Origin of the sequence: Paraburkholderia sp. NPDC080076 (assembly GCF_050281145.1) — a bacterium.
Classification (GTDB): Bacteria; Pseudomonadota; Gammaproteobacteria; order Burkholderiales; family Burkholderiaceae; genus Paraburkholderia.
Window position 1 is genome coordinate 51052 of record NZ_JBNNWQ010000002.1, and the last position, 25610, is coordinate 76661.

Sequence of the window (25610 nt, forward strand, 5' to 3'; positions counted from 1 at the left end):
ATGAGTCTCGATACCCATAAGCGCGATTTTTCCATCAATGCGCGGCTTCCTGGCATTTCCGCGCTCGCCGCGGGGATCGGCGCTCTCAGCACGCTCGCGGCGTTCGTGCTGTTGAGCCTGATTCATCTATTCACCAACCTGTTTTTCTTCCAGCAATTTTCGTTTGCGGACCGCTCACCCGCCGTCAACACGTTGGGTGTCTGGGTGGTGGTCATCCCTGTGATCGGCGGTCTGATCGTCGGTCTAATGGCGCGTTACGGCTCGGAGAAGATTCGCGGGCATGGCATTCCCGAAGCGATCGAGGCCATCCTGTTCGGCAAGAGCCGCATGTCGCCGAAGGTGGCGATTCTCAAGCCGCTGTCGTCCGGCATCGTGATCGGCAGCGGCGGCCCGTTCGGCGCGGAAGGCCCGATCATCATGACAGGCGGCGCACTGGGCTCGCTGATCGCGCAGTGCGTGAAGGTCACGTCCGCGGAACGCAAGACGCTACTGGTAGCCGGCGCGGCGGCGGGCATGACAGCGGTCTTCGGCACGCCGGTGGCGGCCGTGCTGCTGGCGGTCGAACTGCTGCTGTTCGAATGGCGCCCGCGCAGTTTTCTGCCGGTCGCCCTCGCGTGTGCCGTCGCGGGATTTGCGCGCGCGGCATTCTTCGGCACCGGGCCGCTGTTTCCGCTCGAAACCGCGCCGCCCGGCGCGCTGTCGCTGCTCTCCTGCGTCATCGCGGGTCTGCTCTCCGGTGCGCTCGCCTCGGGTTTGTCGGCCGCGCTTTATAAAGTCGAGGACCTGTTCGGCAAGCTGCCCATCCACTGGATGTGGTGGCCCGCGCTCGGCGGACTCGTCGTCGGCATCGGCGGCTTTCTCGAACCGCGTGCGCTCGGCGTCGGCTACGACGTGATCGGCGACCTGTTGCATCAGCACATTGCAATCCAGATCGCGCTGGCGATTCTCATCGTGAAGGCTGTCATCTGGGTCGTGGCGCTGGGCTCGGGTACTTCGGGCGGCGTCCTTGCTCCATTGCTCATGCTGGGCGCGGGACTCGGCGTCTTGCTCGGCCATGTGCTGCCAGGCGGCGAACCCGCCCTGTGGCCGCTCGTCTGCATGGCGGCCACGCTCGGCGCGACTTTGGGTGCGCCGTTGACCGCCATCGTGTTCGCATTCGGCCTGACGCACGACAGTAACGCACTGCTGCCGCTGCTCGCCGCGACGCTGATCGCGCACGGGTTCGCAACAGTGGTCATGAAGCGTTCCATCATGACAGAGAAAATTGCCCGGCGTGGTTATCACATTTACCGGGAATACGGTGTCGATCCACTCGAGCGCCACCATGTCGACGAGGTGATGTCGCGCACTGTCAAGACAATCGATGCCGACATGTCCGTGGCCGAAGCGCTGGCAACGTACTTCGGCGCGACGCAGACACATCGCGCCTATCCGGTGGTGCGTCAGGGCGCGCTGGTGGGCGTCGTCGATCGCGCGGTGCTCGAATCCATTCGCGATGGCGACGCGCAAAATGCGCTCGACTCGCGACTCGCCGACGTATTGCGTCAGCGTTCGCCCGCTTTTGCATTACCCGGTGAAACCTGCCGCCTCGTCGCAACGCGGCTTGCGGTGCATGGTCTCGAACGGTTGCCGGTGGTTGCGGATTCTGCAACGTTGCAACTGATCGGCATCGTGTCGCGCAGCGATCTGATCAAGCCGTCTCTCGCGCACTTCGACGAAGAGCACAAGAAAGAGCGGTTCCGTCGCTTGCGAATGGACACCGGCAAGCGGCACTTCCCGCCGGTTCCTTAAATCGCCAGAGCTGTCGGCGATTCTTCCGTGCCCCTTCGGGGGCACGCTTGCCTCCTTTTCCTCGCTGTTCCACAGCACTCTCTCCCGCACGACATCGTCCCGACGCCGCGAAGCCACGTCGCGCGCTTCATCGCTATTCGCAAGCGTTCCAAAGACACGCGCGTCGCAAGCCACAACTGGGAACGGGGCTCGCACACGTGACATCCAACACCATATTGACGATCGAATCAGCCGCCGATCGCGTGCTGACCGACCTGGACTCGCCATCATTATTCAGGAGACGCATGATGAAGATGATCAGCGCAGCACTGCTCAGCGCACTCACGTTGACCGGCCTTCCATGCTGGGCGCAGAGCGCCGGTCCCACCGATGCGCAGATCGCAGCCATCGTCGTGACGGCCAATCAGGTGGATATCGACGCGGGCAAGCTCGCGGAATCGAAAACGAAGTCGAAAGATGTCAAAGGGTTCGCGCAACGCATGGTCACCGATCACAGCGGCGTCAACAAGGCCGCCGTCGACCTTGTGCACAAACTGGGCGTGACGCCGGAAGACAATCCGACGAGCCAGAGTCTCAAGCAAGGCGGCGATGCAAACCTCGCCAATCTGAAGTCGCTCAAGGGCGCGCCATTCGACCAGGCGTATATCGATCACGAGGTCACCTATCACGAGAACGTTCTCGACGCGCTGGACAAGACGTTGATTCCGGACGCGCAGAACGCGGAATTGAAGGCGCTGCTCGTCAAGGTGCGCCCAGCTTTTGTCGCGCATCTCGAGCACGCGAGGCATTTGCAGGCGGCGCTGGGCAAGAGCGGTGAGTAATCCGACAGTTCGCGCGGCCGGAAAGTGCCGAGGCACGAGACGTACGAGTGCTTTCGTCCGCGCCTGCGCGCTCCTTGCGATCGTTGTGACGTCACTCGCCGGCGTTTCCAACGCTGTGGCGAAAACCTATCTGATCGTGATCGAGCAGATGCGTTTCGATCCGCCGGTGCTCACCGTGCACCGCGGAGATCGTGTGATGTGGGTCAATAAGGATCTGTTTCCCCACACGGCGAGCGCCATGTCGAAAGCGTTCGATTCACGCGAAATCGCGCCGAATGCATCGTGGACGTATGTGGCTCGGGAGACCGGCAGCTATCCGTATCTGTGCACCCTCCACGCCACGATGCGTGGCACAGTGATCGTGCAATGACGGACGCACAATGCGTGGAGGCAACCTGGCGAGGCAGTCATGACGGACATCGCTGAAGCACATTCAAGCTTTGCCGCGGACGACGAACGTGAGACAGTCCACCGCATCTGCGCGGGAGATCGATCGGCGTTCGAACTGCTGATGCGCCGGCACAACCGGCGCTTGTATCGTCTCGCGCGCGCCACGCTGCGTGACGCGGCGGAAGCCGAAGACGCGCTGCAGGCGGCGTACCTATCGGCCTACAGATCGATCGCCCGGTTTCGTGGCGATGCCACGCTTCTCACCTGGCTGTCCCGTCTGGTGCTCAATGAATGCTATGGACGCCTGCGCCGGGAAGCTCGCCGTCAGAACGTGATTCCGATGGTGGACGCCAACACTCACGTCGATATCGATGCCATGATCGCGCAAGATTCCGATTCCCCAGAAAAGGCGGCCGCGCGCGCCGAGTTGCGGACATTGCTCGAGCGCAAGCTGGACGAATTGCCGGAAGCCTTTCGCGTTGTGTTCGTGCTGCGTTCAGTCGAGGAAATGAGCGTCGAGGAGACCGCGCAATGTCTCGCCATCCCGGAGGCGACGGTGCGCAGCCGGCACTTCCGCGCCAAGAGCCTGCTGCGCGAATCATTGGCGCACGAGATCGATCTCGCCGAGCGCGACGTCTTCGAATTCGGTGGTGCGCATTGCGACCGGGTGGTCGCCAACGTAGTAAACCGGCTAGCCGATGAGGATAATCAGCCGTTCACCTGTGGTTGAGATTTGTTTGCACGCTGTTGGCAGATGGAGAGAGTCACCTATGCGCCGTCGATACAAATCGGCCGTTTTCGCCGACGCCATTCGCAGTGTCTGGGCGATCCTGGCCCTGCTCGCCGCGGCGGCAAGTTCGAGCGCCGAGGCGCGCGAGATCAAAGTCGTGTCGGGAACCTATGGCAAGAACTGCGGCGCGTCACGAGGCAACGCGACCGCAGACCTCGCCCGCCAGTGCAACGGTCTGCAGACCTGCCGGTACGTGCTGCACAAGGCACCCGCAGGCACTCCATCCGTGCGCTGCCGCACGGACTTCCGCGCCGAATGGTCTTGCACCGGCACCGAATTCCATACCGCCGCGCTCAGCGCTCAAGCAGAGCCGGGCAGCACACTCGTGCTGAGTTGCGTCGAAGAGACCGGCGCGGGCAAATAACCGCCTCACTTCTGCGGACGGGCCCGCAGGGCGTTCTGCGCCATCCACCTGAGCCGCTCGCAGTCAGCCTTGACTCTCGATTTGAATTCCGCCGGATCGTGCAACCGCATGGCGTTCATCTGAATGCCTTCCTTCTCGCCGCGGCGCCAGCCGGTCTGCCATTGCACGTCGAAGTTGCTGGCGTCATGCAGCACTTTGCGCAGGCGCTCCTTGTACGCGCCAATACGTTCGGGAGAGGTCCCGCAGAATTCCTGGGCGAAGTGAGCCCGCTCACCCGCGGCTTGCGCATTGGCGTTCGCGGTTTCCTCGTTCGCCACGCCCGGCAGCGGCCATGCCACCGACAGCAACAACACGGACGCCACCGGCAATAGCATTCGATAGCAGTACTGCCATTTCCTCATGTCCGACTCCTTACCGTCCACGACGGCGCGTCCGTCCAATTACCCGCACGGCCGCATCGCCCAGGGATACTCCCTACGTTTTCCGCCATTTCACGCCGATCTGTCTTGATTCGACTGCAGGATGGCGGTTTCGCGCGCTATGCCAGTGTATTGCGTTGACAATACACGGTGTTACGCTCAAGAAAGCAGCCTTCGCGGCAGTGAGCCGCCGTTCAGCGGCAGAACAGCAGCCATAGAACATACCGCGAAGCGCGAATGCCTACGAGAGGCGAAACATCGCTGCGGGAGCGACTGCGATGCAAATCAAAACATATACCGGACTGACGCTATTGGTGTTTAGCAGTGCTGCTTTCGCATGGCAGCCACTCACCTATCCAATTCGAAGTCAAAGCCCTTATCAGCGCAGCATCGATACCGCGATGTGTTACGCGACGGCGAACAAGCAGACCAAGGTCAACATCGTCCGCGAGCCGCAGATTCCACCGCGCAAGCCGGCTGCCACCAAGACGTCGTCGACCGGCGTGCCGTCGCGGCCGCCATTGCCGCCCAGCACCTTCTCGTCCGCGCCGATCGGCGCGAGCATGCCGGCCGCCGCCGCGCCGGGCGCGAGTGCGCCCGCAGAGACTACGGCGGCGACGGCGACGGCGACGAAGGGTGCCTCGGCGCCTACGGCGGCGAGCGCGACTTCGGCGGGCACCACGACCACGGCCGCCACGGCGGCATCGGCGACGAGCGCGGGCAACAGCGCCTCGGAAACGGCGGCTGCGAGCGAGGCGCAGATGGCTGCGGCATCCAGTGTGAAGCTGCCACCTCTGCCGGCACCCGAGCCGCCAATGACACAGTATTGGGCCGCGTATGGCGCGTGCATGCAAGCGCGGGGTTACGTCGTCGCACAGTAACCCTGCTTGCAAGCCTCGTTACGGTGCCTTGTTTTTTTCTGATTGTGGCGCCGGCATTCGACGCCCCTTTGCGACACGGCGATGCTTAGCGACTTTACTTCCGATCAGCACGATCCCCTCCGATGCGGGCACTGCGGTGTCCCGCTAGCCGGTCGCTTCACGCCCTGTCCTTCGTGCCATCGGCGGCCGGTCGATTCGTTCGGCGCGCGTCCGGCGCCGCCTCCCTCGCTCAAAGTCCCGCTGAAGGATCCATTGGACGATCCACAGCCGCTCGTCGACAGCCGTCTGCCGACACGCAAGACCTGGAACCCGTCCTCGCGCGCGCTGGTCAATCCCTACGAGTTCATCGAGGAGCCCGTGGTCGCCGTGTCCGCCTATCAGCGACTGCGCCAGCCCCTCGTGCTGGGCGCATCGGCGCTGGTGGTGACGTCCGCGGTGTATCTGGGGTTCATCCATAGCAACGACTCGGAGGTCGGCACGCCTATCGCGGTTTCCGGCAAGGTGCGCACGCAAAACGTCCCGCCGCTCGTCGTCATTCCGCAGAAGCCCACGGCCGCTGTCGCGCAGCGGTCCGCGCCTGCCACCCCGCCGAAACCCGCGACCATCGTCGCCCAGAAGCCTGCAGCCGTCGCCACCCAGAAACCCGCCACCATCGCCGCCCAGAAGCCCGCCACCGTCATCGCGCAGACGCCCGCGGCAGCGCCCCCTGTCGTCGCACCAAAGCCCGCGGCCACCGTCGCCGCCGCGCGGTCCGCGCCCGTGCGTTCGCCGCCGGTTCCGCCACCGGCCGCGACGCCACCGCTTTCGCGCCGAGTCGCATCCGGTGGACCCGAGACGAAGCGAAATCCGGGCAGCCAGTCAGGCAACCCGCCGGATCAACCGCGCGCGGATGTGTCGCGGCATCTCAGAGCTGCCCGTGCCAATCTGCAGCAGAACAATCTTTCGGCGACCCGAGTGCGCCTCGCAGCAGCCATCGCCGCGCAGCCGGATAATCGCGACGCGTTGAACTTGCGCTCGACAGTGAGCCAACGCGAACAGCAGCGCGACGCGCTACTGAGCCTTGCGCGAGGCTGCGGATATATCGCTCGATGGACGTGCGTCTCGCACAATGCCGGCACGGCACTGCAGATCGATTCGAGCAGCAAGGAAGCACAGCGTCTCGTGACGCTTGCACAGCGCGAAACCGAACTGCAGATGCCGCCGCCCGCGGAACCCGCACCCGAGCCGCCGCCCGACACACGCGACGTGGCCATCCATCATTGACACAAGAGGCCGCTTCGATCAGGCCATGCAGGAACGGAACAGGAACAGGTGCGCGCTGCGCCCTAGCGGGCCGGCACGGCCAGACTCACCTGACGCGCGATCGCGCGATAGCGGTCAGCGGTATCCCTGAGCGTCAAGCCGGCCAGCGAGCGCTCCGCCCGCGCCTGCCCTAGCGCAACGATCACCGCCTCGGCATAGCACTGCACATTGCCGGTATCGACCAATTGGACGCCGGGAAATCCGCTCGCGAAAGCGAAGGCCGGAATCTTGCTCGCCACGATCGGCACGCCGGAAGCCAGCGCTTCGAGAAAAGCCACACTGTGCGCCTCGGATTGCGACGGCATGACGAACACGTTCGACTCCGACAGCACGGTAGCGACATCGGTGCGCGGACCTGCCACCGCGACGCGCTCCGCGATGCCCAGCGTCTTCGCCAGAGCGACGACCGCGCGGTGATAGTCGGGGTCTTCGATCACGCCGTACAACACGAGCCGTGCGTCTTTCTCGTGCTTGAGGACTTCGTTGAAAGCCCGCACCGTCAGCAGTTGATTTTTGACCGCCGCGTACCGGCCGATCTGCACCACCTGCGGCGTGCGGCCGTCGCGCTCCACGCCGTCGGTGAACGCGAAGCGCGCGATGTCCACGCCGTTCGGCACGACGGTCATCGACGGATGCGGCCCGATGGCCTGCACATAGTCCGTGACCCCCTGCTCCGACACGCCGATCACCATCCGGGCGCGTCCCGACAGGACATGTTCGACGCGTCTGAACAGCGGGCGCTCGAAGTCGTTGGTCGCCGAATGCATGACGTAGACCACCGGCACGCGCAGCGGCAATGCGCGCGCGTAAAACGACGGAATGGTCGCGTGCGCAAAGATCACATCCGGATGAAAACGCCGCACGGCGCCGAACAGATGGCATAACTTGATGAACGCACGATGCCGCCGCTCTGGAAAGAAGCACTGCACGCCGTGGCTTTCGAGGTCGTCTTGCAAGGGCGCGAAATCGGCATGCGCCGGCAACAGCGAAGCCACGCACACCGCCATGCCCTCGGCACACTGATCGAGCGCGAGGTCCTTGGCCAGGACTTCAGCTCCCGACAGACGCGGCGCAAGAACCAGGTGAAAGACACGCATCATGGTGTCCTTGCCGTCAACGTCCTGAACAGCATCCACGCGGCGGCGCAGCCAAGGCCGAGCGTCATGGACCAGGCAATGCCCGTCACGCCCCAATAATGCACTGCGGGAGGCGCGCTCAACACCAGCACCACGACCTGGATCGCCGACGCATGCACGGTCGCCTTCGCGTCGCCCACCGCGCGCAGATAGGCCACGAGCACTGCGATCAAAGCGCCGATTGCCATATTGATCACCAGGATCCTGAAGAGCGGCACCGCCGGCAGCCATGCGGCGCCGAGAATCAGCGAGAAGAGCGGCTCGGCGATCAGCCGCAGCACCGCGACGAAAGCCGCGAGCCCGATCGCGATCACCAGCAGATAGATCTTGATGATGCGCGACGCCGACTCCGGACTGCGGCGATGATGCGCCGCGAAGGTCGGAAAGAGGTATTGCGACATGGCGATCGCGGCGTCGGCGAGCAGCATCTGCGCGAGCCGCGACGACATCTGATAGCTGCCCAGTTGCGCCGGCCCGAGCAGTTTGCCGACCACCACCTTGTCGAACTGATTGAGCAGTAGATTGATCACGCTGCTGGCCCAGATCCAGCGGCTGAAACCGACGTAGTGGCCGATGCCCGACCACACCGCGCGGATCGGCGGACGCGGTTTCATGGTCGCCCAGGTGAGCGTGCTTTTCAGGCTCTCGCCGGCCACGAGGCCGATCAGCACTGAAGACGCGCCGGCGCCGAAATACGCGAGCGCGAGCCCCACCGTGCAGTCGACGAATGACGCCGCCACCTCCACACCGGCGATATGCTGGAAGCGCCGCTCGCGCTGCACCACGTAATAGGCGGGCGACGCCAGACCGCGCAGCAACGGCAGCAGCGCCGCGAGTTGGATCAGGATCAGCGAGCCGTCCAGATGGAACTGGCTGCTCAGCAATGGGGCGAGCGCGACCAGCAGCAGCGAAATGAGCACACCTCGCGCCGTCAATGTCGTCCACACCGCGCCGAGCTGCGAGCGCGACGGCGGATGTTCGCCTTGAATGACCGCTTGCGCGAGGCCGGTATCGGACAGCGCCTCGGCAATCGCCACCGCGAGCAGAGCCACGCTCACGCTGCCGATCGCCGCCGGCCCTAGCATCCGGCCAATCGCAAGAAATTTGATCGCTACAAGTCCACGCACGGCGAACTGCTGTAGCAGGACCCACGTCGCCGCACTCGCGCCGAAGCTGCCCGCCACCGAGAACGCCGGAAGCCTGATCGCCCGCAAGCTATTTCTCCGTCGAATCGGAACGCCGTTGAATCGGCCGCGCAGAGCGATTTCAAGCATCGCTCTGCAGACGCCGCCAGCGCATAATTTGTTAGGTTGCACCAGCAAGCTGGCGAGGTTTTTTCATCGAACTCCATGCACGACCATACCGCGAGAGAATCGCCTACAACCGCCATCAGCTAGGCCGGTTCGGCCTAAGCCGACACCCCCTAGTACGCTGAACCACAAAGCCGGACAAATTAGTGGTTACACGGATTCCGGCGGTGCTAACGTTGCTCAGCTAGCACCATGCGGGAACGGGCGCACGGGTACTTTTTTTCGCAACGCAAATGGCTACCGAAGCGATGGAACAAGACTACGTCCTGATTGTGGAACCGAATCTCACCGGTCACCGCTGGCGATATGTCGAGTGGACCATGCAGGCCTGCGCTGAAGCCGGCTATCCGTGCATGCTCGTGACCGAGTGCGCAAACGAAGACCACCGGCTCCCGAGACAGATCACCGCCGCCAACCGCGCGGACCAGCAGATCGCGTTTGTCGATCCCGAGGAGCAACCCCGCGGCCTCATGCGCGATCCCAACGAATACTGGCGCTTCCACCGCTATTTCAAGCGCGTGCACACGATCATCAGCCGGATGCAGTCGATCCGCCTCGTGGTCGTGCCCTATGTCGATTATTTCTTCTATTCTCTGCCGTTTCTCGGCTCGCCGTTCGGCAAGACGCCTTGGATCGGCATCACGATGCGCTCGACGTTCCATCATCACAAGGTCGGCATCAAGGCTCCCGATCGTCCGGTCGTCAATGCAATCAAGGCGCTGCTCTTCAAGCGTGCGATCCGGACCACCGGCCTGCGCACACTGCTGACGATCGATCCCACCTTGCCGGAATGGTCGGCGCGCAGTGCATCGAAGCACAGCGCGGCCATTGCCTACGTGGCCGACCCTTTTCCCGATGAACACGCGGAAAACCCCGTACTGGCCCGCGAGCGTCTGGGACTCGATCCCGAGCAGCGCTATCTGCTGGTGTACGGCTCGATCACGGAACGCAAGGGTATCTACGAACTGGTGCATGCGCTGACGCGTCTCGAGCATGCGCCCACGCTGATCGTCGCCGGCGAGCAGGATGCGGGCACGCGTCATTTCATGCGCAATCATGTGCGCAGCCTCAAGCCCGCGCCGCTGGTGCTCGACGCCTTCATTTCCAACGATATGGAACGCGATCTGTTCTCCGCGTGCGACGCCGTCTGGCTCGGCTATAAGGGGCACTACGGCATGAGCGGCGTGCTGGTGCAGGCGTACCGTTTCGGCAAGCCCGTAATCGCGACGGAAGACGGTTTGATCGGCTGGTTCAGCCGGCGTTGCGAATTGGGGCCGATTCTGAGCGACCTGAGTTCCGCGTCGATCGGCCGCGCGATCACCGAGACCATGACCTCGTGGCCGCATGCGCCTCAAGCCACGCCGTCCGCGCGTGAAGACCTGCTGTCACGGCATACGCTCGGGCAATTCAAGCAGACCTTGCTGCAGCAGATGGCTTGATTGCACGGCAGGTTCTTCAATAAAACACGAGGCGTCCATCATTGCGATGGACGCCTCGTCACATGTGGCGTCGGTTTCGTCACCGACACGGCGAACTCATGTCTTGAAGTACCGCGGAAGTGGCTGAAATTGACGCGAAGGCTCCAAACGGTACGCGCTGTATGCCGCGAATCGAGGCCAGTAGCAAATCAGATAGGCGAGCGGAATAAAAGAGGTGACGGTAGTGACGCTGACGGTGGCGCTGATAAACAGAAATATCATCATGACGAAGCCGTCGCTCGCGGTAAATGCAATGACGGCGAAAACGACCAATGCGCTGAAGAGCCCCATTTCCGCTATCGTGCCGGGAAGACCACCAAACAGCGCACCGAGCGCCATGTCGTCCTGGATCAAACGGATATAGGGAAGGTACTTGTAGTGCGCCATCATGTCGGGTGCGCTGATGCCCTTGACGAGATCCTCCAGCCGCGCATCGAACACGAACGCATAGCCGGCCAACCGGTGGGCAAAGGTGTCCGAGCCGAAGAAATTGTTGGACGCAAGGTACACCGAGATCGCTGAAACCACCGCATAGTAGCCAACCATGACCACCACTGGATGGAGCGAGCGCAATCTGTAACGGAAGGGATACAGCGCAGCGAAAAGGAAAAGCACCATCGACGATTTCGAGAAGCTGATGAAAAGGCCGAAAAGATAGAGAGCAATGAGTTTTTTATTGGGTGAATCGCTGAAGAGATGCAGGATAAGAGACGCCACCAGCAACGACGAGAAAAACCCCGCTTCGCGCGAAAATCCCGAGACCCGGGTGAAGTAGAACACCTCGTAGAAGTTCGTGTTGGTCATCGTCGCGTAGTCGCCCCAAATCAGTTTCGACAGATTCGTTGGCCCGAGCAGGAGCGAGAAATCACGATCGACGTAGTACATCGCGAATTGCACGGTTGCGAACAGGATATTGATGACCATCCACGGATGAAGGTAGCTGATGCGGCGCTCTGTCGTGTACATCAGATAGCCGATGCAAATGCCGATCGACAGGACCCGCACCGCCGCGGAGGGAGAAGTCAACGCGCTTGCCATAACCGCGATCAGCAATGGGCCGGCCCAGCGACGCGCCGTACCGGCAAGGAAGCGGGAAAAATCCAGATCGAGGAACGGGATCACGAGATAGAAATAAAGGGTGATCCCGTTCACCTGCGGATTGAGAATCACGCAGGTAAAAAACATGTAGAACAGCACGGATACTAGTCTGGAGTACATTGTTTTCTCAATGCAGGAACGCGCGACAACCGGCGGCCGACCGGCCGGCGGCGATCACGATGCGCCATGCTGTTGCGGTGGCGGAGCACTCGCCGCGGCATAGGCCGCTGCATAGCCGTAGCTGCGTTTCTCGCTGCGCCGTCGCGGCATCGCGTTGAATATCATGCCGATCAGACGCGCGCCGGCGCGATCAAGACTTTGCGCGGTGTCCTCGAGTTCCCGTTCGCTCTGGGCGCTCGGACGTACTACGAGCACCGTCGATCCGCCGAGGGAGGCGATCAGGTTTGCATCGCTCACCGCGAGCACCGGCGGTGTATCAACGATGATCACGTCATACAATTCGCCAAGACGGTCGAGTAGTTGTTGCATGCGGGGAGTCGAGAGCAGCCGGGACGGATTGGACGGGTACCGCCCTGCAGCGATAAACGAAAGTCCATGAACACCTGTGTTTCGAATCACGTGATTGACGTCGACCTGGCCAGCCAGAACTTCGGCGAGGCCACCCGCACCGGTCTGCTTCATGATGGCGGCCAGTTGGCCGCGGCGCATGTCGCCGTCGATCAGCAATACCCGTTTTCCGGCCTCCGCGCTGAGGACGGCCAGATTCGAAGAGATAAAACTTTTTCCCGTGCCGGGCGTCGCGCCTGTCACGACAAGCACGTTATTCGGCGCGTCCTGAATCTGCCGTTGCAACGACGCGCGTATGCCCCGCAAAGCTTCAAGCGGCATGTCATCGTACCCGTCGGTGGCGAGCAGGAAGCGGCCGCCGGCCAACACGGGATCTTGCGGAGCAGAGCCGCTATAGGCCAATCTGGGCGGCGATCCGGTTATCCTTTCGGCCCCTGTTTGCGGTGCTCTCCCCGAAAGGCCTTTCTTCGCCGGCTGCAAGTTCAGACTCTGCGCACGGTCCAACCGGGCCTGCTCGTCACTGAACAACACGTGACCAAAGACAGGCAGGTTCAGATGGCGCTCGGCCGCCAGCGAGTTCTCGAGCGCCGACGACCATAGTCGCCGCACAAAGACGTACAGGAACGCCGCGATCAGACCGCCGGCGGCGCCCACGCCGATCACCAGCGGGCGCTTGGGTTTCACAGGGTCCACGGGCAACAGCGCGGTGTCGATAATGTGTACGTTCCCAAGCGTCCCAGCCTGCGTCACCGCCAGTTCGTTGGATTTGTTGACCATAGCAACATAGATATCCTCGGCGACCTTGACGTTGCGTGTGAGGTCGGCCGACCGACGCTCGGAGGCGGGCAACTGGTCAAAGCGCGCTTCGAACGCGCTCTTGGCATTCTGCAGAAGTGCGAGTTGGCTATTGACGGTCTGCACGTCACGCGAGTTTGCTGCAAAGTGACTTTCCAGCGCCGCTTTTTGTACCTTGAGCATCGCGATCTGACGGTCGAACTCAATGCTGCCCTGGAGGTAGGACGCGGCTTCGGTGCCCGCCTGCATCGAACTCGACGCGGTTCTGTACTGGCTCAGTTCCGCCTCCGCTTGCGTCAGGTTGGCGTGAAGCTTCGGCAGTTCTCCAACGATAAACTCACGGGTCGTGAGGGCCTCGGTGCGGTGCTGCGCTATATGAGAAGCGATATAGCCCTGGGCGATGCCGTTGGCAATTGCGCGAGCCAGTTCCGGATCGGTGTTTTCATAGATGATCTGCACGACGCCGGTGTCCTTACCCGACTCGCTGACTTTCAACTGATGCTGGAAACGTTCGATTGCCTTGACGTCGCTAAAGCGCACGAGCGTGAATTCGGTTCCGGGGCGCGCGACGAGCCGATCCATCGTCAGCGCCACGCCGTTGGCCTGGGAGGGTACGCCGGGTGCGCCCGTGAGCAGGGTCCGGCCTTTCGGATCGGCGAGACGGTAGTGACCGCCAGCGAGAGCGGTCAACGTCAGTGATTCGTCTTCGAGCCAGGCCGGAACGGTCAGCGAACCGACCGACGCTTCCTCTCCGCCCCATGCAAAGGAGCCCAAACCGATGGGCGCCGGCATTGGCTCACCCGGCGTGGCAAATTGGCTGGTGATCGCTCCGATAACGGGGACGCGGTTCGGCGTGATTGAGGTGTCCTGCTTGAATTTCGTGATCACCGGCGCAATCACGCTCCGGCTTTGGATGATCTGAATCTCCGCTTCGGTCGGCAACGTGGGCGGAACGACCTGCTCCGGCGTCTTCGACGCTTGACCGAGCGCATTGGGCTGAGGGAAATCAACTTTGACCAACGCATCCGCGGAATAGACGGGGGTTGCCGCGAATGCATATAGGGCGGCCAGTCCGGTGACCACCGCGACAATGCCGACGATCAACCACACATTGTCCACAATCAGGCGTGCTAGTTCGCCGGCGGAAAACGCATCGACGTTGTTCCGTAGCCCAACCGGCGCAGTACGGGAAACACTCGAATTCATACGACGAACTCCTTGTTTGTTAGAACCAGAGTGAACCACTGGCCGGGAAATCCTCTTCCCGAACGCGCCTCGCAGCTCGACAGGCGCATCAGATTGGATCAGGGGATCCGTCACGCTTGCGTGAGGATCAAGGGGTCGTTGGTGGCAGGGGTGGAGCGGTCCGGTCTCGCCTGACAGATTGCGGCGCCGCAGCGACATCGTCTGTGCTGTAACGCACACGACTTAAAAATCGCGCCACACAGAGGGACGGACCAAAAGAAACAGCCCGCGGCTTATAGAAAGCGCGGGCTGCGGAGGTAGAAGGCTTGCTGCGCCGGGACGCCGGCGCGACGGATCGGGTTAGACCGGATTGGCGGCAACGAAATTCTTGAAGGCCGCATAAGACGGATTCTTCGTGACGCCGTTTGCCTGTATGAGGCCGAAGTCCGGATCGATCAGGCAGTACATCTGGACGGATTGAATGTTGTATTGATCCTTGAGCGATCGATACTCCGTCAGCGCCTCGGTTACATAGCTAGCCTGTTGCGCCGGGGTCACCTGGCTACCTTGCCAGCCCCATTCCGTCAACCAGATCGGCAGGTTAAAGGAGTCTTTCAGAACTTGCAGTACATTCAGGCAAGCGTTGTTTCGCCAGCCACAAATGATATCGCCTGAACTCTGGTACCAGTGGTAAGTCGTGTAGTCCCAGCGAACCTGCGCTGCGCCTGAAACGCCGTTAGCCGAGCCATTGGGCGTGATGCCGCTCCACAGCATCTGCAAGGCGCGATAAGCAAGCGGGACACCGACGTTGACGCCGCATTGGATCGTCGGGTCGATCGCCTTCACGCCGTCTATCATGCCGCGAATCACGCCGCGGAATGCCGGCCAGATCGCGGGACTATAGTTGTTCGTGTTGCTACCATCACCGTTCGTAATCAGGCCGTTCGAGTCGAGCTCGTTACCGCACTCGATGTACTTGACGAGGCCCTTCAGCGGCTTGGCGATGGACGATCCCAGGTTGTAGCCCAACGTGTATGCGGCCGATTCGGAACCGTTCTGGTTATACGCCGTCGACCAGACATTAATACAGGGCATGATGGACACGCCGCTGCCGGCAAACGCACCGGTCAATGCGTTGGCGACCGTCTGAGCCATGCCTGCGTCTGCTACGTCGACGCGATAGGTCGTAACGCCGAGATCCTTGAGCAACGCCAGTTGGGCAGCTGCCGACATGGTGTGGTAGATACCGTCGGGCCACGCAAGGTGGCCATTCATGCCGTAGAACAGCGAGCCCGAAGTCGAAGGGGAAGTCGCCCGGGTGACGTTGACCGTGATGGTCTGCGTGGTCTTGGTGCCGCCCGCCTGTCCCGCCGCAACGGAAAATGCGACTACATCGATCTGATGCGAGCCCACGGTCAATTTAGTCGTATCAACCTGGATGGAAAATTTGCCGCTGCTCGGCGTCGTGTCGGCGCCGATCTTGGCGACGGTCGCGTGGTCGTAAACGGCCACATTGCGCCAGTTGGTGCCGGCCGTGCCGGTCACTGTGATGGTACCGGAGATAGTCGCGTTGGCCGCAGGGGTCGTCACGGTGAAACCGCTTGAGCCGGCCCTGTTGGCCACACTTGCGTCGTTGGCTACCGCCGCGGGTGAGTCGCCGCTGCCACCGCCGCCGCATGCGGAAAGTGCAATCGACCCGGCACCTGCGACGAGACCGGCGAGGAACTTCCTTCGAGGTACTGATTCAGCAGGAACCAAAGAAGGGACGGAAAGTGGAAGATGTTGCTGATTTTTCGGTCGGGTAGGTAAGGTCATGAGTACAACTTACGCAGTTCGGTTGGGGATCGCAGTATATGTGCCCGCCTTTTTCGTATGTTGTAACTGGATGTAAAAGCGCAGCGATAAGGCGAACTATCTCCAGACTTATGCGAAGAAGCAAATATCCGCATTACGCGTATCTAAAAAGAGAACATATGTGCGCCGCCGCACATACGAACTGTTGTGTCCGCGCAGCAGTAAAACAATTATTTACCTATTAATTAGGGGTTTTCAGCACTTAATTTTTGTGCTTCAGCCCGGCTCCAAGCGAGTTCTTGCATTGCTTCCGGACAACCCGTCCCCGATAAAAGATTAAGTATCGCGCGGATTTATTCATACAAATAGCAATTCCTTCTTCTATTTTGTATGATAAATAAGGGTAAAGACTAACGACACAAAAAAAGCCGGCCCTTAAATCGTTAGAGGGCCGATCGCATGTTCGCCATAGAAACTCTTTACGCGCGCACTTCTTCGAAGTCGATTACGTCATTGGCTTGAACGAGTTTAAGTTTTCATAACTCATTTAATTTATTCTCCATACGAAATGTCGAGCGCCCGTTGGATGCCCGTAGCCGTGGGAAATCAACAAAATGCGAGTGCGCCTGTCTGTCGCGCGGAGTGCCTGTGCGCCGGCGTGACGCTACATACTCGAACGCAAGCGCGGCGGCGAATGCTCTGAAAGTTCGATTTCGTACTGACGAGTGGTCCGGCGCACCGTATTTTGGTTCTGCTTGCCGCTAAAGAACGCGGCGTTCCGCGTTGCCTTCAGGTGCCTGCAGACCACCTGCCTCTTGCTCATCGAACCGACTGAGCCATTTTCATAAGCGATTCAACGAGGATTGATCCGATGCCGACGATTCATCGCCGCCGCAGCCTATTCAGATCACGCATATTCGGGCGCGCTACGCTGTCTGCTCTCCTGTTGCTGGCTTTCTCAAGCGGCTCGTACGCGCAGGTGAAGCTGCAACTGGCCAACCCGGCGGGCTCGCAAGTCATGCTGACAAGCGGAAAGAAGACACTCCAGTTCAAAGTCGTGCCGCCGGACCATCTGCGCGCGGCGAAAATAACGGTCGGCGTTTATTCCTATGACAGCGACGGCAAGCCGGTGCCCACTCCACTTGCCTCGTACGAGAAAACCATCGGCAGCATGCAGGGTGGTAAGGCGATCGACATCGACGTAGCGATCCCGCGTGCGGGTCTATTCCGCCTCGACGCAACCGTGGAATCGGCGCATGGGGAAACGCTCGGCAAGACAACGAGCACGCTGGCTGTCGTCACGAAACGCGACGAGGTCGGGCCTTCCGACTTCGGGGTCGGCACGCACTTCGCTCAACACGTCACACCACCAGCGTCGGTGCTGTTGCCGCTCGTCAAGCAGGCTGGATTCTCGTGGATTCGGGATGACCTCTATTGGGCGGCAATCGAGAAAAAACCCGGTGTGTTCAAATTTCCCAAGAGCTACGACGACTATCTTGCCTTATGTAAGCAGCTCGGCATTTCGCCGTTAGTCGTTCTCGGCGAGGGTAATGAGGGCGCCTATCCGACACTCTTCCCAAAGTCGAATTTTCCGCTGTCAGCCGACGCTCGCGCGCGCTTCGCGGATTACGTCGACGCGGTGGTCTCCCGCTACGGTGACGATGCTGTGACTGCTCCCTACGGCGGAACAGTTAAACATTGGGAGGTGTGGAATGAGCCGGACTTCAACAAGATCAGCTACGCCGCCTACCTTTCCCTACTATGGGAAACGTTCGGCGCCGTTAAGGATGTCAACGCCGATGCGTCGGTCATTTCCTGCGGCGGTGGCGGCTCGGGCGGCGGCCCCGGCGGCGACTGTGTTGTCGGTTTACTCAAGGAAGGAGGACTGAACGATCAGACCGGATTTAGCGTACACCCCTATATGTCGCCGAATACGCCAGAAAGGGGTTACAAAACCGAAGGCGCTCCAATCGACTCCGTGAGCATTCCGACGGTGTGGCCCTACCTGAAAAACTTCACTGCCGACCGTGTAAAAGCAGACGGCCGACCTCTGCAAGTTTGGGTGACGGAGTTCGGCTGGCCTGTGAATCCTAAAGAGCCGGGGCAGGATGAGGCCACGCAGGCGGCCAATCTGGTGCGCAGCTATTTGCTATCGCGACGCTATGGCACAGTTCGCGTCATGTTCTGGTATGACTTTGTCGACGACGGCACCGACCTCAACAACATCGAACATAATTTTGGCTTGCTGCATCACGACCTGACACCCAAACCCGCATTCGTCGCGGCGTCCGTATTGAGCAGCACGCTCGGCAAGCGTAACTGGGCAAGAGCGCTCGTCGACGAGGAGAACCTCAAGGCGTATCAATACGGAACCGATGATCCAGTTATCGTCGGCTGGACGGTCGACGGCAAGCAGCGCGTTGCATCCGTCAGCCTGCCGCCTGGAAAATATATTCTGCGCGACTGGCAAGGCGTCGACACACCGGTCACGATTACCGCGCAGAAATTCCAGTGGCGAGTGGGTCCGATTCCCCGTTACCTTATGCCAGACCGACGGTAGCGTCAGTACACGCCAGTGCGCAGGAACGCCACGCCTGGGGCAGCATGCACGCTCAGGATAACTGCCCGCCCGCAGCAGCGGCGGGCACTTCCTCGCGCACCGAACTGCTGCGCTTTTCTGGGAACAGTGCATTGCGCATCAACAGGAACGGATACTCGATAGCACGCGTGGTCACATAGCCGATCGCAATCGCGATCGCAAACTGCGCCGTAAGCGCGACGACCCAAGTGAGGCTCGGCGCAAAACCCAGCGCGGTCGCTTTACGAATCAGCATGTCGCCCGGCGCGAGCGCGAGCGAATGCCACAAGTAAATACCGTACGAATAGAGGCCGATCCACGCCACGCCGCGATAGATCCACGATTTACGCAGCGATCCGGAGTATTCGAGCACCAGCACGATCAGCGCAGCAAAGCCAAGCGCTTGAATCGTGTAGCCGATGCTTTCATCCAGTGCGAGGTTCTTGGTGGCGAAAGCGAGCCATGCGCAAAGCAGGACGACGCTGAAGATCAGCAGCCACTTGCGCTTGGCGAGCTGATGGTACACGCCGGGTTTCATCCAGTAGATCGCGGAAAGAATCACGCCCACCAGCAAGCTGTCGATACGGTATTGCGTGTAAGCAAACGCCCCATCGAGATTACCGCCCGCCACTGCGAAGCAACGCGCCGTGAGCACCACCGCGCAGATGCCGGTAAGCACGCTGACGATCGTCCACGCGCCGAGACGCCAACGCGCAAACACCAGCAGAAGCGCCGGCAGCACCAGATAAAAGTGTTCTTCGACCGCCAGACTCCACGTCTGCGTAATCGACGTGCCCAGATAGTTTTGCAGGTGGGTCAGGTTCTGGAACAGGAAGGTATTCCACGGGTGGCGGCCGGCCAGCACATGGAAGACGATCAGCACGTAATACGCGGGCCAGATGCGGAAAATCCGGCGGATGATAAAGCGCCGTGCATCGACCTGTCCTGTTTCGGCGTACTGTCGAAGCAGCAGACCGCCCACCAGAAAACCGCTCAACGTGAAAAACAGGTTCACGCCTTCACGGCCGAAACTCTTCAGTGGGTACTCAATAATCTGGATGAGGTAATTGCCGGTATGAACAGCATGAAAGTGAAAGCCCATCACCATGATGATCGCGATGCCGCGGACGAAGTCGAGTTCGATCGCCCGTCCGGCTTTTGTGGGTCCCGCCCCGCCGAATAACTTCATGTTGTGCTCCGGTCCCATGCAAATGCGGTCATGCAAGATTGCGATCGTCTCTCGCGGGCCCCATGTCCCTTTTTGCATCTTCGGTGTCGGCAAGCGTGCGTGCGCGCCAACTTCAAGGCATTGACCGACAACATACGCAAGTGTGCGCGCGTCTTGCAGAGCTTACGCTTTCCGCGACCGCCAGAACCCAGGCAATGGTCGACGAATGCGGTCCAGCCCACTAACAGGCGTGCAGATTCCTTCAAAATAACCCGATGCGAGACCGTCCACTGTAGACCGACGGCGAAACGACGGTGACGGGGAGGAACTCGGTAATGCGCCACCAGTATGCAACGCCCTGGATATGGTTTTTTCTGCTGCCGCTTGCGTTCGACTATAAGGCGACCGACGCGAATACGGGTCACTTCGCGCAGTTCATCTTCGTCCTGCCGGCGATCGCCGCAGGGATTGCCCTTCTTCTCATCGCGCCGCGTTTTCACGAGCGCTCGCGGCTGCGCTCGGTCGTCACCTGGAGCTTGATCCTGTGCGTGTTCGGCAGCATCGTCGCCCAACTGGTTCAGGATAACGACACCGGCAACTATTTACGAACGCTGCTGCCGTTCACTCTCTTCATGCTGGGTTATCTCGTGGCGTGCCGCCCGTGGAGCGAATTCCGCATCGCCCAGTTCGAAAAAGCCCTGTTCGTCGCCAACGTCATCAGCCTCGTGTTCACCATGGTCTACGGCATGGCGACGGGCGGCGGTCTCGACGACGTGCGCTTCCGTATCCTTTCCGTGACGCTGCTGGGTTTGCAAGGCGTATTGCTCCACGAATTCATCGTGGCAAAGCGTTTTTCGCTCTTTACCGTGTCGATCTTCGCGCTGAGCGTCGTGATCGAATTGCTGAGCGTGACCCGCAGCGTGATGGTCGGCACGGTGCTGCTGTTCCTGATCGCCATGGGACTGAGCGCGCCGTCGATCCGGCATATCTGGCGCGCAATGAGCCGCACCATGATCATCGGCGCCGTGCTCGCCGGCATGGCCGGCGTCGCGGCCCTGACTTTCCCGACCGTCGCCGAGCACTGGACGCAGCGCATTTTCTTCTCCGAGGAAACCCGCTCCGGCAAGGATCCGACCACGATCACGCGTCTCGCGGAAATGCGCGACCAGTACGATCAGGTCACCGCGCAGCCGGAGACCTTGTTGTTCGGCGAAGGTTACGGCCACTACTATCGCTACTCGCCGGTCTATCTGCCTGACCTCGCCGGCCAGATCAGCGAGAAGGACTTTTATGCGATCAACGAATGGGCCGCGGGCCACAACTTCTGGGTCTATCAGTTCTTCGCGGGCGGCCTGCTGTTCGGCATCGGCATGCCGTTGGCCACGCTCGCCGCACTGGCGATCTGCTTCTTCTCGTATCGCTATTGGCGCTCCGTCGTGCCCGACGCACCCATGCTGCCGGTGCTCGGGCGCGCCATCATGCTGTTTGCCGCGCTGCCGGCCACGTCGATCGGTGGCAATCCGCTTGGGCCGCGTTTTTCGGGCCTCATATTCGGCGTCGCGCTCGGCTTGATGATCGCCACCCACGCGCGTTTGCAGCGCGCGTTGCCGGCGCGCGCGCGGCGCTTGCGCAGGCCGCCTTACGTGCGCCCGGAAGCAATGCCGGAATTGCCCGGCCGGATCCAGCCGGGCATGGGCCGCGCGGACCTCACGTCCACGCTCGGCGTGTCGCGCACGGCCGCCACCTCGTCCGACGCCGGCCAGTTCGGCGCGCTCGTCCCGCATACGCCGCCCAGGCATCGCTCCAACCGACCGAATATCGCCCGATGAAAATCCTCCACCTGCTTGCAAGCGTCGACCCACGCGCCGGCGGTCCCGTTGAAGGCGTCCGCCGCAGCGGCATGGCGATGCGGGAGGCCGGACACGAGATCGAAGTGGCGACCTGCGATGCCCCCAACGACGCCTACCTTGCGGCCTTTCCCTTTCCGCTCCACGTCTTCGGCCCGACCAAAGGCCGCTATAGCTTCAGCGAACGCCTCGCGCCGTGGCTCGCCGCCAACGCGAAGCGCTTCGACGCGGTGATCGTCCACGGCTTGTGGCAATACCACGGCTTCGCGGCATGGAAAGCGCTGCACAAGAGCGAGGTGCCGTATTACGTGTATGTGCACGGCATGCTGGACCCGTGGTTCAAAGAGGCCTATCCGCTCAAGCATCTGAAGAAGTGGCTGTACTGGCCGTGGGCCGAATATCGCGTGTTGCGCGACGCGCGCGCCGTCATCTTCACGACCGAGGAAGAACGCACGCGGGCGCGCCAGTCGTTCTGGCTGTACCGGGCGCATGAACGGATCGTGCCGTTCGGCACGACGGTGCCGCAACTCGAAGCCGCGCCGCTGCGCGAAACCTTCCTCAAATCCATACCGAGCCTGCGCGGCAAACGCATCGTGCTGTTCCTCGGCCGCGTGCATGCGAAGAAAGGTTGCGATCTGCTGATCGAGGCCTTCGCACGCGTTGCCAGCCGCGATCCGGCGCTGCATCTCGTGATCGCCGGTCCAGACGAAACCGGCTGGGCCTCGACGCTGCGCACCCAGGCGCAGGCGGCCGGCATCGCGCATCGCGTGAGCCTGCCGGGCATGCTGCAAGGCGAACTCAAGTGGGGCGCTTTTCATGCGAGCGACGTATTCGTTCTGCCGTCGCATCAGGAGAATTTCGGCGTGGCGGTAGCGGAGGCCCTCGGCTGCGGACTGCCGGCGCTGATCTCCGACAAGGTCAACGTGTGGCGCGAAATCGAAGCGGACGGCGCGGGGCTGGTGGCCGCGGATACCGTCGACGGCACGGAAAAGAATCTCGTGCGCTGGCTCGAAGTCGACGACCCGGCTCGCGAAGCGATGCGCGCACAGGCAGCCCGCACATTCAATGCGCGCTTCCGTGTCGAGACCATGGTCAGCGCGCTGACTGCCCTGCTCGAGACCAAGGGCGGCCACGACGACGTGCGTGAAAACGACAACACCCTCACCACGCTGCGCGAAGCGACCCAGCAAAGCCGCTGATCACCGGCGGCATTCCACGGCCTGAAGGCCTCACAACTCAAAACGAAGATGGCGCGCCTCGTGCGCGCCATCTTCGTTCGTCTTCATCAAACGCTCACTGCTCCTTCATCACCGGCGTCAAAGTCGAGGCTGCGATCGGCAACGTCTCGACTTGAGGCGGCGTCTGGAGCGACATGGTCGCGCTGTTCGCGGCTTCGGTTCGCGTACTGCCTACGGCGTCCGGCACATCCAGCTGCCGCATCAGATGACCGGCGAGACGCAGCGACAGCGCGGCAATCGTGATGGTCGGGAAGTTGGCGCCGACAGTCGGAAACACCGAACTGCCGCCAATGTACAGATTGCTGATCCCGTGCACCTTGCAATCGCGATCGACCACGCCCTCGCGCGGTGAATCATGCATGCGCGTCGTGCCCATGTGGTGCCACGTGCCTTCCAGCTTCACCGGCCACGTCCGGCCTTCGAGCGGCGCATCGAGCGTGACGTCCGCGACGTTCGCCATCTGCAATTCCTGCGCGAGCAACTGGAACGTTTTATCGAACGTGCGCTGCACCTGGTCGCCCAGGCGCCACTCCACCCGCACGCGCGGCATGCCGAAGTGGTCGCGCTTGTCGGCCGACAACGTGACGCGGCTATCCGGATTGGGCTCCGCTTCGACGATGGCCTGCAGCGTCACGTCGGTGATCAGCGCGGGCCATTGCAACAGCCGCGTCAAACCGAAACCGACAGTGTGCAGCGGGTGCGCGATCATGGTCTCGATGTCGCGCTTCACGCTGCGGCCGGGCTGGTCCTTGCCCATCAGCGCTTCCTTGAAACGGATCAACGCCTCGGAACCCGCACTGCCTTCGCCGTACCATTTCGAGTAGAGCCACACGCGTGAATTGAGCAGCTTCTCGCGTTCCATCCACTCCTGCTTCGGCGCGAACTGGGACGAGATCTTCGTGCCGTGCGCGGAGACCGCCACATTCTGGTAGTGATACTTGATGTCGTACAGCTTGTTGCGCGCGATGCCCGGACGAAAGCGCACCTTGCCCGACATCATCCGCGGATGGTCCATGAAGTAGCGGCCGACCAGATCGTTGGCATTGCCGAGCCCCGCAGCCTGCACGTTGTTCGACGCAAGCAGTAGGCGCGCGTTTTCGATGCCGCCCGTGGCCAGCACGAAAATCCGCGCGCTCACCGACATCGCGCGGCCGCTGATGGTGGCCACCTTCACTCTGGAAATCGTCGTGCCTTGCGCATCGGCGTCGATATTGAGCACGTTCGCATGAAGGAACACGCGCACCCGTGTCGAGCGCGACAGTTCCTCGCGATACACCTTGCCGAAACGCACCGGCGGACTGAACTGCGCGACGGTATCGCGCATGTCGCCGGTGGCGAGCGGCAGACGGCGCACGTCCTGACGCCCGATCTCCTGCTCCCAGTAAGCAGGGTCGAAATTCTGCGGACCGAGCTTCAGCAGTTCATGCGTGCGCGCATAGTAAGGCTCCAGTTCGTCGAGGCCGAACGGCCAGCCGCTGTGCGCAATCCAGTCGCGCTTTTCGAAGTCCCAGGGATCGAGCGGGCGGCACCAGCCGCCCCAGCAGTTGCTGCTGCCGCCGAAATAGCGGCTGCGCGAGCCGTCCGCGAACGTGTAGGGCAGCCCGATGTTCTCGCCGCGATAGAGGTCGCGGGTTGCGTCGTCAGGACCAAAACCACCGCTTTCCAGCATGCAGGCGTCGATACCCGCCCTCGACATTTCGAGCGCGAGCGTAATTCCCGCCACGCCTCCGCCGATGATACAGACGGTCGTTTCAATGACCGTGTTTTGTTCAACAGTACGCGTATCGATGAACATCCGCTACTCCCCATCTGCTTCACGCATTTCCTGAGCGCGTCACGGTTCGCCAAGCGGAGTTGGCAACCAGGCCACGCAAACGTCGCGGCCGGAACTCGCATTGGTGCTGCCACGAACGCCGCTCACCATGCAGCGCGGCAATCCCATTGTGGCAGTCGACATTCCGGCAAAACGACCTCGGCCTCCCAGCGTACAAAACGCTGTGGTTCTATGTCTGTGGTTCAGGTCACGGAATCGAACCGGTTCCTGATAAAGCGGCAAGGATTTCCGCCGTACACGCCCTCCGCTTCCAGCGAACGATGCACGACCGACAAAGGTGTCACGACCGCCGAGCGGCCGATGGTCACGCCCATTTGCACGACGCACTTCGAAGTGATCCAGACGCCGTCCTCGATGATGATCGGCGCGACATGCAGATCCATCGTCGTACTCATGTCGTGAGAGCCCGCAGTGAGGAACGTGCCCTGTGAAATGCACACGTTCGAGCCGATGCGAATCAGCGTCTGGTTGTAAATCCACACATCGACACCGAACCAGCAGTTGTCGCCCACCTCGAGATTCCACGGCGCCTTTACGCGCACCGGATGCACGAATCGGCAACCTGTACCGATCTTTGCGCCGAAGAGTCGCAGCAACGCAACGCGCACACCTGAGAACGGCAGCAGTTTGTTGTTGATCACACAGGCTTCCAGCACGAACCAGATGAGCTCGATCAGCGCGCCGCGCTTGGCCTGATAGTTTCCTTTTCCGGCCTGCGACAGATCGATGACGCGGCCGTCTTCGCGTGCGCCCTCGGCTTGCGGCATGCGCCCGACGTGTGGATCGTCGGCTACGTTACCCATCAGCTTTCTCCGAACCACGAACAGTGGTAAACATACGCAGGCATGCCAGGCAAACCTCTC

General features: G+C 61.6%; 20 protein-coding genes. 11 read left to right on the plus strand and 9 right to left on the minus strand.

Going from position 1 to position 25610, the window contains the following annotated elements:
- The 5 genes from ACQKRQ_RS07640 to ACQKRQ_RS07660 all read left to right on the plus strand — a co-directional run bounded on the left by ACQKRQ_RS07640 (position 1) and on the right by ACQKRQ_RS07660 (position 4156).
- The gene (locus ACQKRQ_RS07640) at positions 1 to 1791 is read left to right on the plus strand and encodes a chloride channel protein (protein ID WP_427476198.1); all 1791 of its coding nucleotides are present in this window, start codon (positions 1 to 3) and stop codon (positions 1789 to 1791) included.
- A 284-nt stretch (positions 1792 to 2075) separates the two neighbouring features.
- Entirely contained in the window at positions 2076 to 2612 is a 537-nt protein-coding gene (locus tag ACQKRQ_RS07645; protein ID WP_427476200.1) for a DUF4142 domain-containing protein, read from the plus strand.
- Entirely contained in the window at positions 2605 to 2982 is a 378-nt protein-coding gene (locus ACQKRQ_RS07650) for a cupredoxin domain-containing protein (protein ID WP_427476202.1), read from the plus strand. The genes ACQKRQ_RS07645 and ACQKRQ_RS07650 overlap by 8 nt, the downstream gene beginning before the upstream one ends.
- Before the next feature lie 39 nt (positions 2983 to 3021).
- Positions 3022 to 3732 (plus strand): RNA polymerase sigma factor, encoded by a 711-nt coding sequence (locus ACQKRQ_RS07655; protein ID WP_427476203.1) that lies wholly within the window; start codon positions 3022 to 3024, stop codon positions 3730 to 3732.
- Positions 3733 to 3772: 40 nt separating this feature from the next.
- Positions 3773 to 4156, plus strand: a complete 384-nt coding sequence (locus ACQKRQ_RS07660) for a hypothetical protein (protein ID WP_427476205.1) — start codon at positions 3773 to 3775, stop codon at positions 4154 to 4156.
- Between the two features lie 5 nt (positions 4157 to 4161).
- Here the strand turns inward: ACQKRQ_RS07660 and ACQKRQ_RS07665 are convergent, their stop codons facing one another.
- Positions 4162 to 4557: a hypothetical protein gene (locus ACQKRQ_RS07665; protein WP_427476207.1), complete on the minus strand. Its 396-nt coding sequence runs from the start codon at positions 4555 to 4557 to the stop codon at positions 4162 to 4164.
- A gap of 296 nt (positions 4558 to 4853) precedes the next feature.
- Between ACQKRQ_RS07665 and ACQKRQ_RS07670 the strand changes: the two genes are divergently transcribed.
- Entirely contained in the window at positions 4854 to 5456 is a 603-nt protein-coding gene (locus tag ACQKRQ_RS07670; RefSeq protein ID WP_427476209.1) for a hypothetical protein, read from the plus strand.
- A 252-nt stretch (positions 5457 to 5708) separates the two neighbouring features.
- On the plus strand, positions 5709 to 6719 hold the full coding sequence (locus ACQKRQ_RS07675; RefSeq protein WP_427476211.1) for a hypothetical protein: 1011 nt from the start codon (positions 5709 to 5711) through the stop codon (positions 6717 to 6719).
- 62 nt (positions 6720 to 6781) lie between these two features.
- Here ACQKRQ_RS07675 and ACQKRQ_RS07680 read toward each other — a convergent pair whose 3' ends face one another.
- Both ACQKRQ_RS07680 and ACQKRQ_RS07685 read right to left on the minus strand, forming a co-directional pair.
- Positions 6782 to 7855 carry a glycosyltransferase gene (locus tag ACQKRQ_RS07680; RefSeq protein WP_427477143.1) on the minus strand — a complete coding sequence of 358 codons (1074 nt, stop codon included), beginning with the start codon at positions 7853 to 7855 and terminating at the stop codon, positions 6782 to 6784.
- A complete protein-coding gene (locus ACQKRQ_RS07685) occupies positions 7855 to 9108 on the minus strand; it encodes an oligosaccharide flippase family protein (protein WP_408178802.1) in 1254 nt (417 codons plus the stop codon). The genes ACQKRQ_RS07680 and ACQKRQ_RS07685 overlap by 1 nt, the downstream gene beginning before the upstream one ends.
- A 344-nt stretch (positions 9109 to 9452) precedes the next feature.
- Between ACQKRQ_RS07685 and ACQKRQ_RS07690 the strand changes: the two genes are divergently transcribed.
- Entirely contained in the window at positions 9453 to 10643 is a 1191-nt protein-coding gene (locus tag ACQKRQ_RS07690) for a glycosyltransferase (RefSeq protein ID WP_427476212.1), read from the plus strand.
- A gap of 96 nt (positions 10644 to 10739) precedes the next feature.
- On the opposite strand, the gene ACQKRQ_RS07695 is transcribed toward ACQKRQ_RS07690, so the two are convergent.
- The 3 genes from ACQKRQ_RS07695 to ACQKRQ_RS07705 all read right to left on the minus strand — a co-directional run bounded on the left by ACQKRQ_RS07695 (position 10740) and on the right by ACQKRQ_RS07705 (position 16103).
- A complete protein-coding gene (locus tag ACQKRQ_RS07695) occupies positions 10740 to 11879 on the minus strand; it encodes a hypothetical protein (RefSeq protein WP_427476214.1) in 1140 nt (379 codons plus the stop codon).
- Positions 11880 to 11954: 75 nt separating this feature from the next.
- Positions 11955 to 14309 (minus strand): polysaccharide biosynthesis tyrosine autokinase, encoded by a 2355-nt coding sequence (locus tag ACQKRQ_RS07700; RefSeq protein ID WP_427476216.1) that lies wholly within the window; start codon positions 14307 to 14309, stop codon positions 11955 to 11957.
- Positions 14310 to 14648: 339 nt separating this feature from the next.
- Positions 14649 to 16103: a glycosyl hydrolase gene (locus ACQKRQ_RS07705; protein ID WP_427476218.1), complete on the minus strand. Its 1455-nt coding sequence runs from the start codon at positions 16101 to 16103 to the stop codon at positions 14649 to 14651.
- Positions 16104 to 16953: 850 nt separating this feature from the next.
- Here ACQKRQ_RS07705 and ACQKRQ_RS07710 point away from each other — a divergent pair.
- Positions 16954 to 18642: a beta-glucosidase gene (locus tag ACQKRQ_RS07710; RefSeq protein WP_427476220.1), complete on the plus strand. Its 1689-nt coding sequence runs from the start codon at positions 16954 to 16956 to the stop codon at positions 18640 to 18642.
- A gap of 52 nt (positions 18643 to 18694) precedes the next feature.
- Here the strand turns inward: ACQKRQ_RS07710 and ACQKRQ_RS07715 are convergent, their stop codons facing one another.
- On the minus strand, positions 18695 to 19849 hold the full coding sequence (locus tag ACQKRQ_RS07715) for an acyltransferase family protein (protein ID WP_427476222.1): 1155 nt from the start codon (positions 19847 to 19849) through the stop codon (positions 18695 to 18697).
- 314 nt (positions 19850 to 20163) lie between these two features.
- Here ACQKRQ_RS07715 and ACQKRQ_RS07720 point away from each other — a divergent pair, with 314 nt between their 5' ends.
- Together ACQKRQ_RS07720 and ACQKRQ_RS07725 are read left to right on the plus strand one after the other, a co-directional pair.
- Positions 20164 to 21657, plus strand: a complete 1494-nt coding sequence (locus ACQKRQ_RS07720) for a hypothetical protein (protein ID WP_132375921.1) — start codon at positions 20164 to 20166, stop codon at positions 21655 to 21657.
- Positions 21654 to 22874: a glycosyltransferase gene (locus tag ACQKRQ_RS07725; protein WP_427476224.1), complete on the plus strand. Its 1221-nt coding sequence runs from the start codon at positions 21654 to 21656 to the stop codon at positions 22872 to 22874. Before ACQKRQ_RS07720 ends, ACQKRQ_RS07725 begins: the two co-directional genes overlap by 4 nt.
- Positions 22875 to 22968: 94 nt before the next feature.
- Here the strand turns inward: ACQKRQ_RS07725 and ACQKRQ_RS07730 are convergent, their stop codons facing one another.
- Both ACQKRQ_RS07730 and ACQKRQ_RS07735 read right to left on the minus strand, forming a co-directional pair.
- A complete protein-coding gene (locus ACQKRQ_RS07730; RefSeq protein ID WP_132375923.1) occupies positions 22969 to 24708 on the minus strand; it encodes an FAD-dependent oxidoreductase in 1740 nt (579 codons plus the stop codon).
- 221 nt (positions 24709 to 24929) lie between these two features.
- Positions 24930 to 25550 carry a DapH/DapD/GlmU-related protein gene (locus tag ACQKRQ_RS07735; protein ID WP_132375924.1) on the minus strand — a complete coding sequence of 207 codons (621 nt, stop codon included), beginning with the start codon at positions 25548 to 25550 and terminating at the stop codon, positions 24930 to 24932.
- Positions 25551 to 25610 lie beyond the last annotated feature (60 nt).

What these genes read in the sequence shown, in the direction of transcription:
- ACQKRQ_RS07645 (WP_427476200.1), top strand. Translation starts at nt 2,076, where the DNA reads ATGATGAAGATGATCAGCGCAGCACTGCTCAGCGCACTCACGTTGACC.
- ACQKRQ_RS07690 (WP_427476212.1), top strand. Translation starts at nt 9,453, where the DNA reads ATGGAACAAGACTACGTCCTGATTGTGGAACCGAATCTCACCGGTCAC.
- ACQKRQ_RS07680 (WP_427477143.1), bottom strand. Translation starts at nt 7,855, where the DNA reads ATGCGTGTCTTTCACCTGGTTCTTGCGCCGCGTCTGTCGGGAGCTGAA.
- ACQKRQ_RS07670 (WP_427476209.1), top strand. Translation starts at nt 4,854, where the DNA reads ATGCAAATCAAAACATATACCGGACTGACGCTATTGGTGTTTAGCAGT.
- ACQKRQ_RS07705 (WP_427476218.1), bottom strand. Translation starts at nt 16,103, where the DNA reads ATGACCTTACCTACCCGACCGAAAAATCAGCAACATCTTCCACTTTCC.
- ACQKRQ_RS07720 (WP_132375921.1), top strand. Translation starts at nt 20,164, where the DNA reads ATGCGCCACCAGTATGCAACGCCCTGGATATGGTTTTTTCTGCTGCCG.
- ACQKRQ_RS07660 (WP_427476205.1), top strand. Translation starts at nt 3,773, where the DNA reads ATGCGCCGTCGATACAAATCGGCCGTTTTCGCCGACGCCATTCGCAGT.
- ACQKRQ_RS07725 (WP_427476224.1), top strand. Translation starts at nt 21,654, where the DNA reads ATGAAAATCCTCCACCTGCTTGCAAGCGTCGACCCACGCGCCGGCGGT.
- ACQKRQ_RS07655 (WP_427476203.1), top strand. Translation starts at nt 3,022, where the DNA reads ATGACGGACATCGCTGAAGCACATTCAAGCTTTGCCGCGGACGACGAA.
- ACQKRQ_RS07640 (WP_427476198.1), top strand. Translation starts at nt 1, where the DNA reads ATGAGTCTCGATACCCATAAGCGCGATTTTTCCATCAATGCGCGGCTT.
- ACQKRQ_RS07730 (WP_132375923.1), bottom strand. Translation starts at nt 24,708, where the DNA reads ATGTTCATCGATACGCGTACTGTTGAACAAAACACGGTCATTGAAACG.
- ACQKRQ_RS07665 (WP_427476207.1), bottom strand. Translation starts at nt 4,557, where the DNA reads ATGAGGAAATGGCAGTACTGCTATCGAATGCTATTGCCGGTGGCGTCC.
- ACQKRQ_RS07700 (WP_427476216.1), bottom strand. Translation starts at nt 14,309, where the DNA reads ATGAATTCGAGTGTTTCCCGTACTGCGCCGGTTGGGCTACGGAACAAC.
- ACQKRQ_RS07735 (WP_132375924.1), bottom strand. Translation starts at nt 25,550, where the DNA reads ATGGGTAACGTAGCCGACGATCCACACGTCGGGCGCATGCCGCAAGCC.
- ACQKRQ_RS07715 (WP_427476222.1), bottom strand. Translation starts at nt 19,849, where the DNA reads ATGAAGTTATTCGGCGGGGCGGGACCCACAAAAGCCGGACGGGCGATC.
- ACQKRQ_RS07710 (WP_427476220.1), top strand. Translation starts at nt 16,954, where the DNA reads ATGCCGACGATTCATCGCCGCCGCAGCCTATTCAGATCACGCATATTC.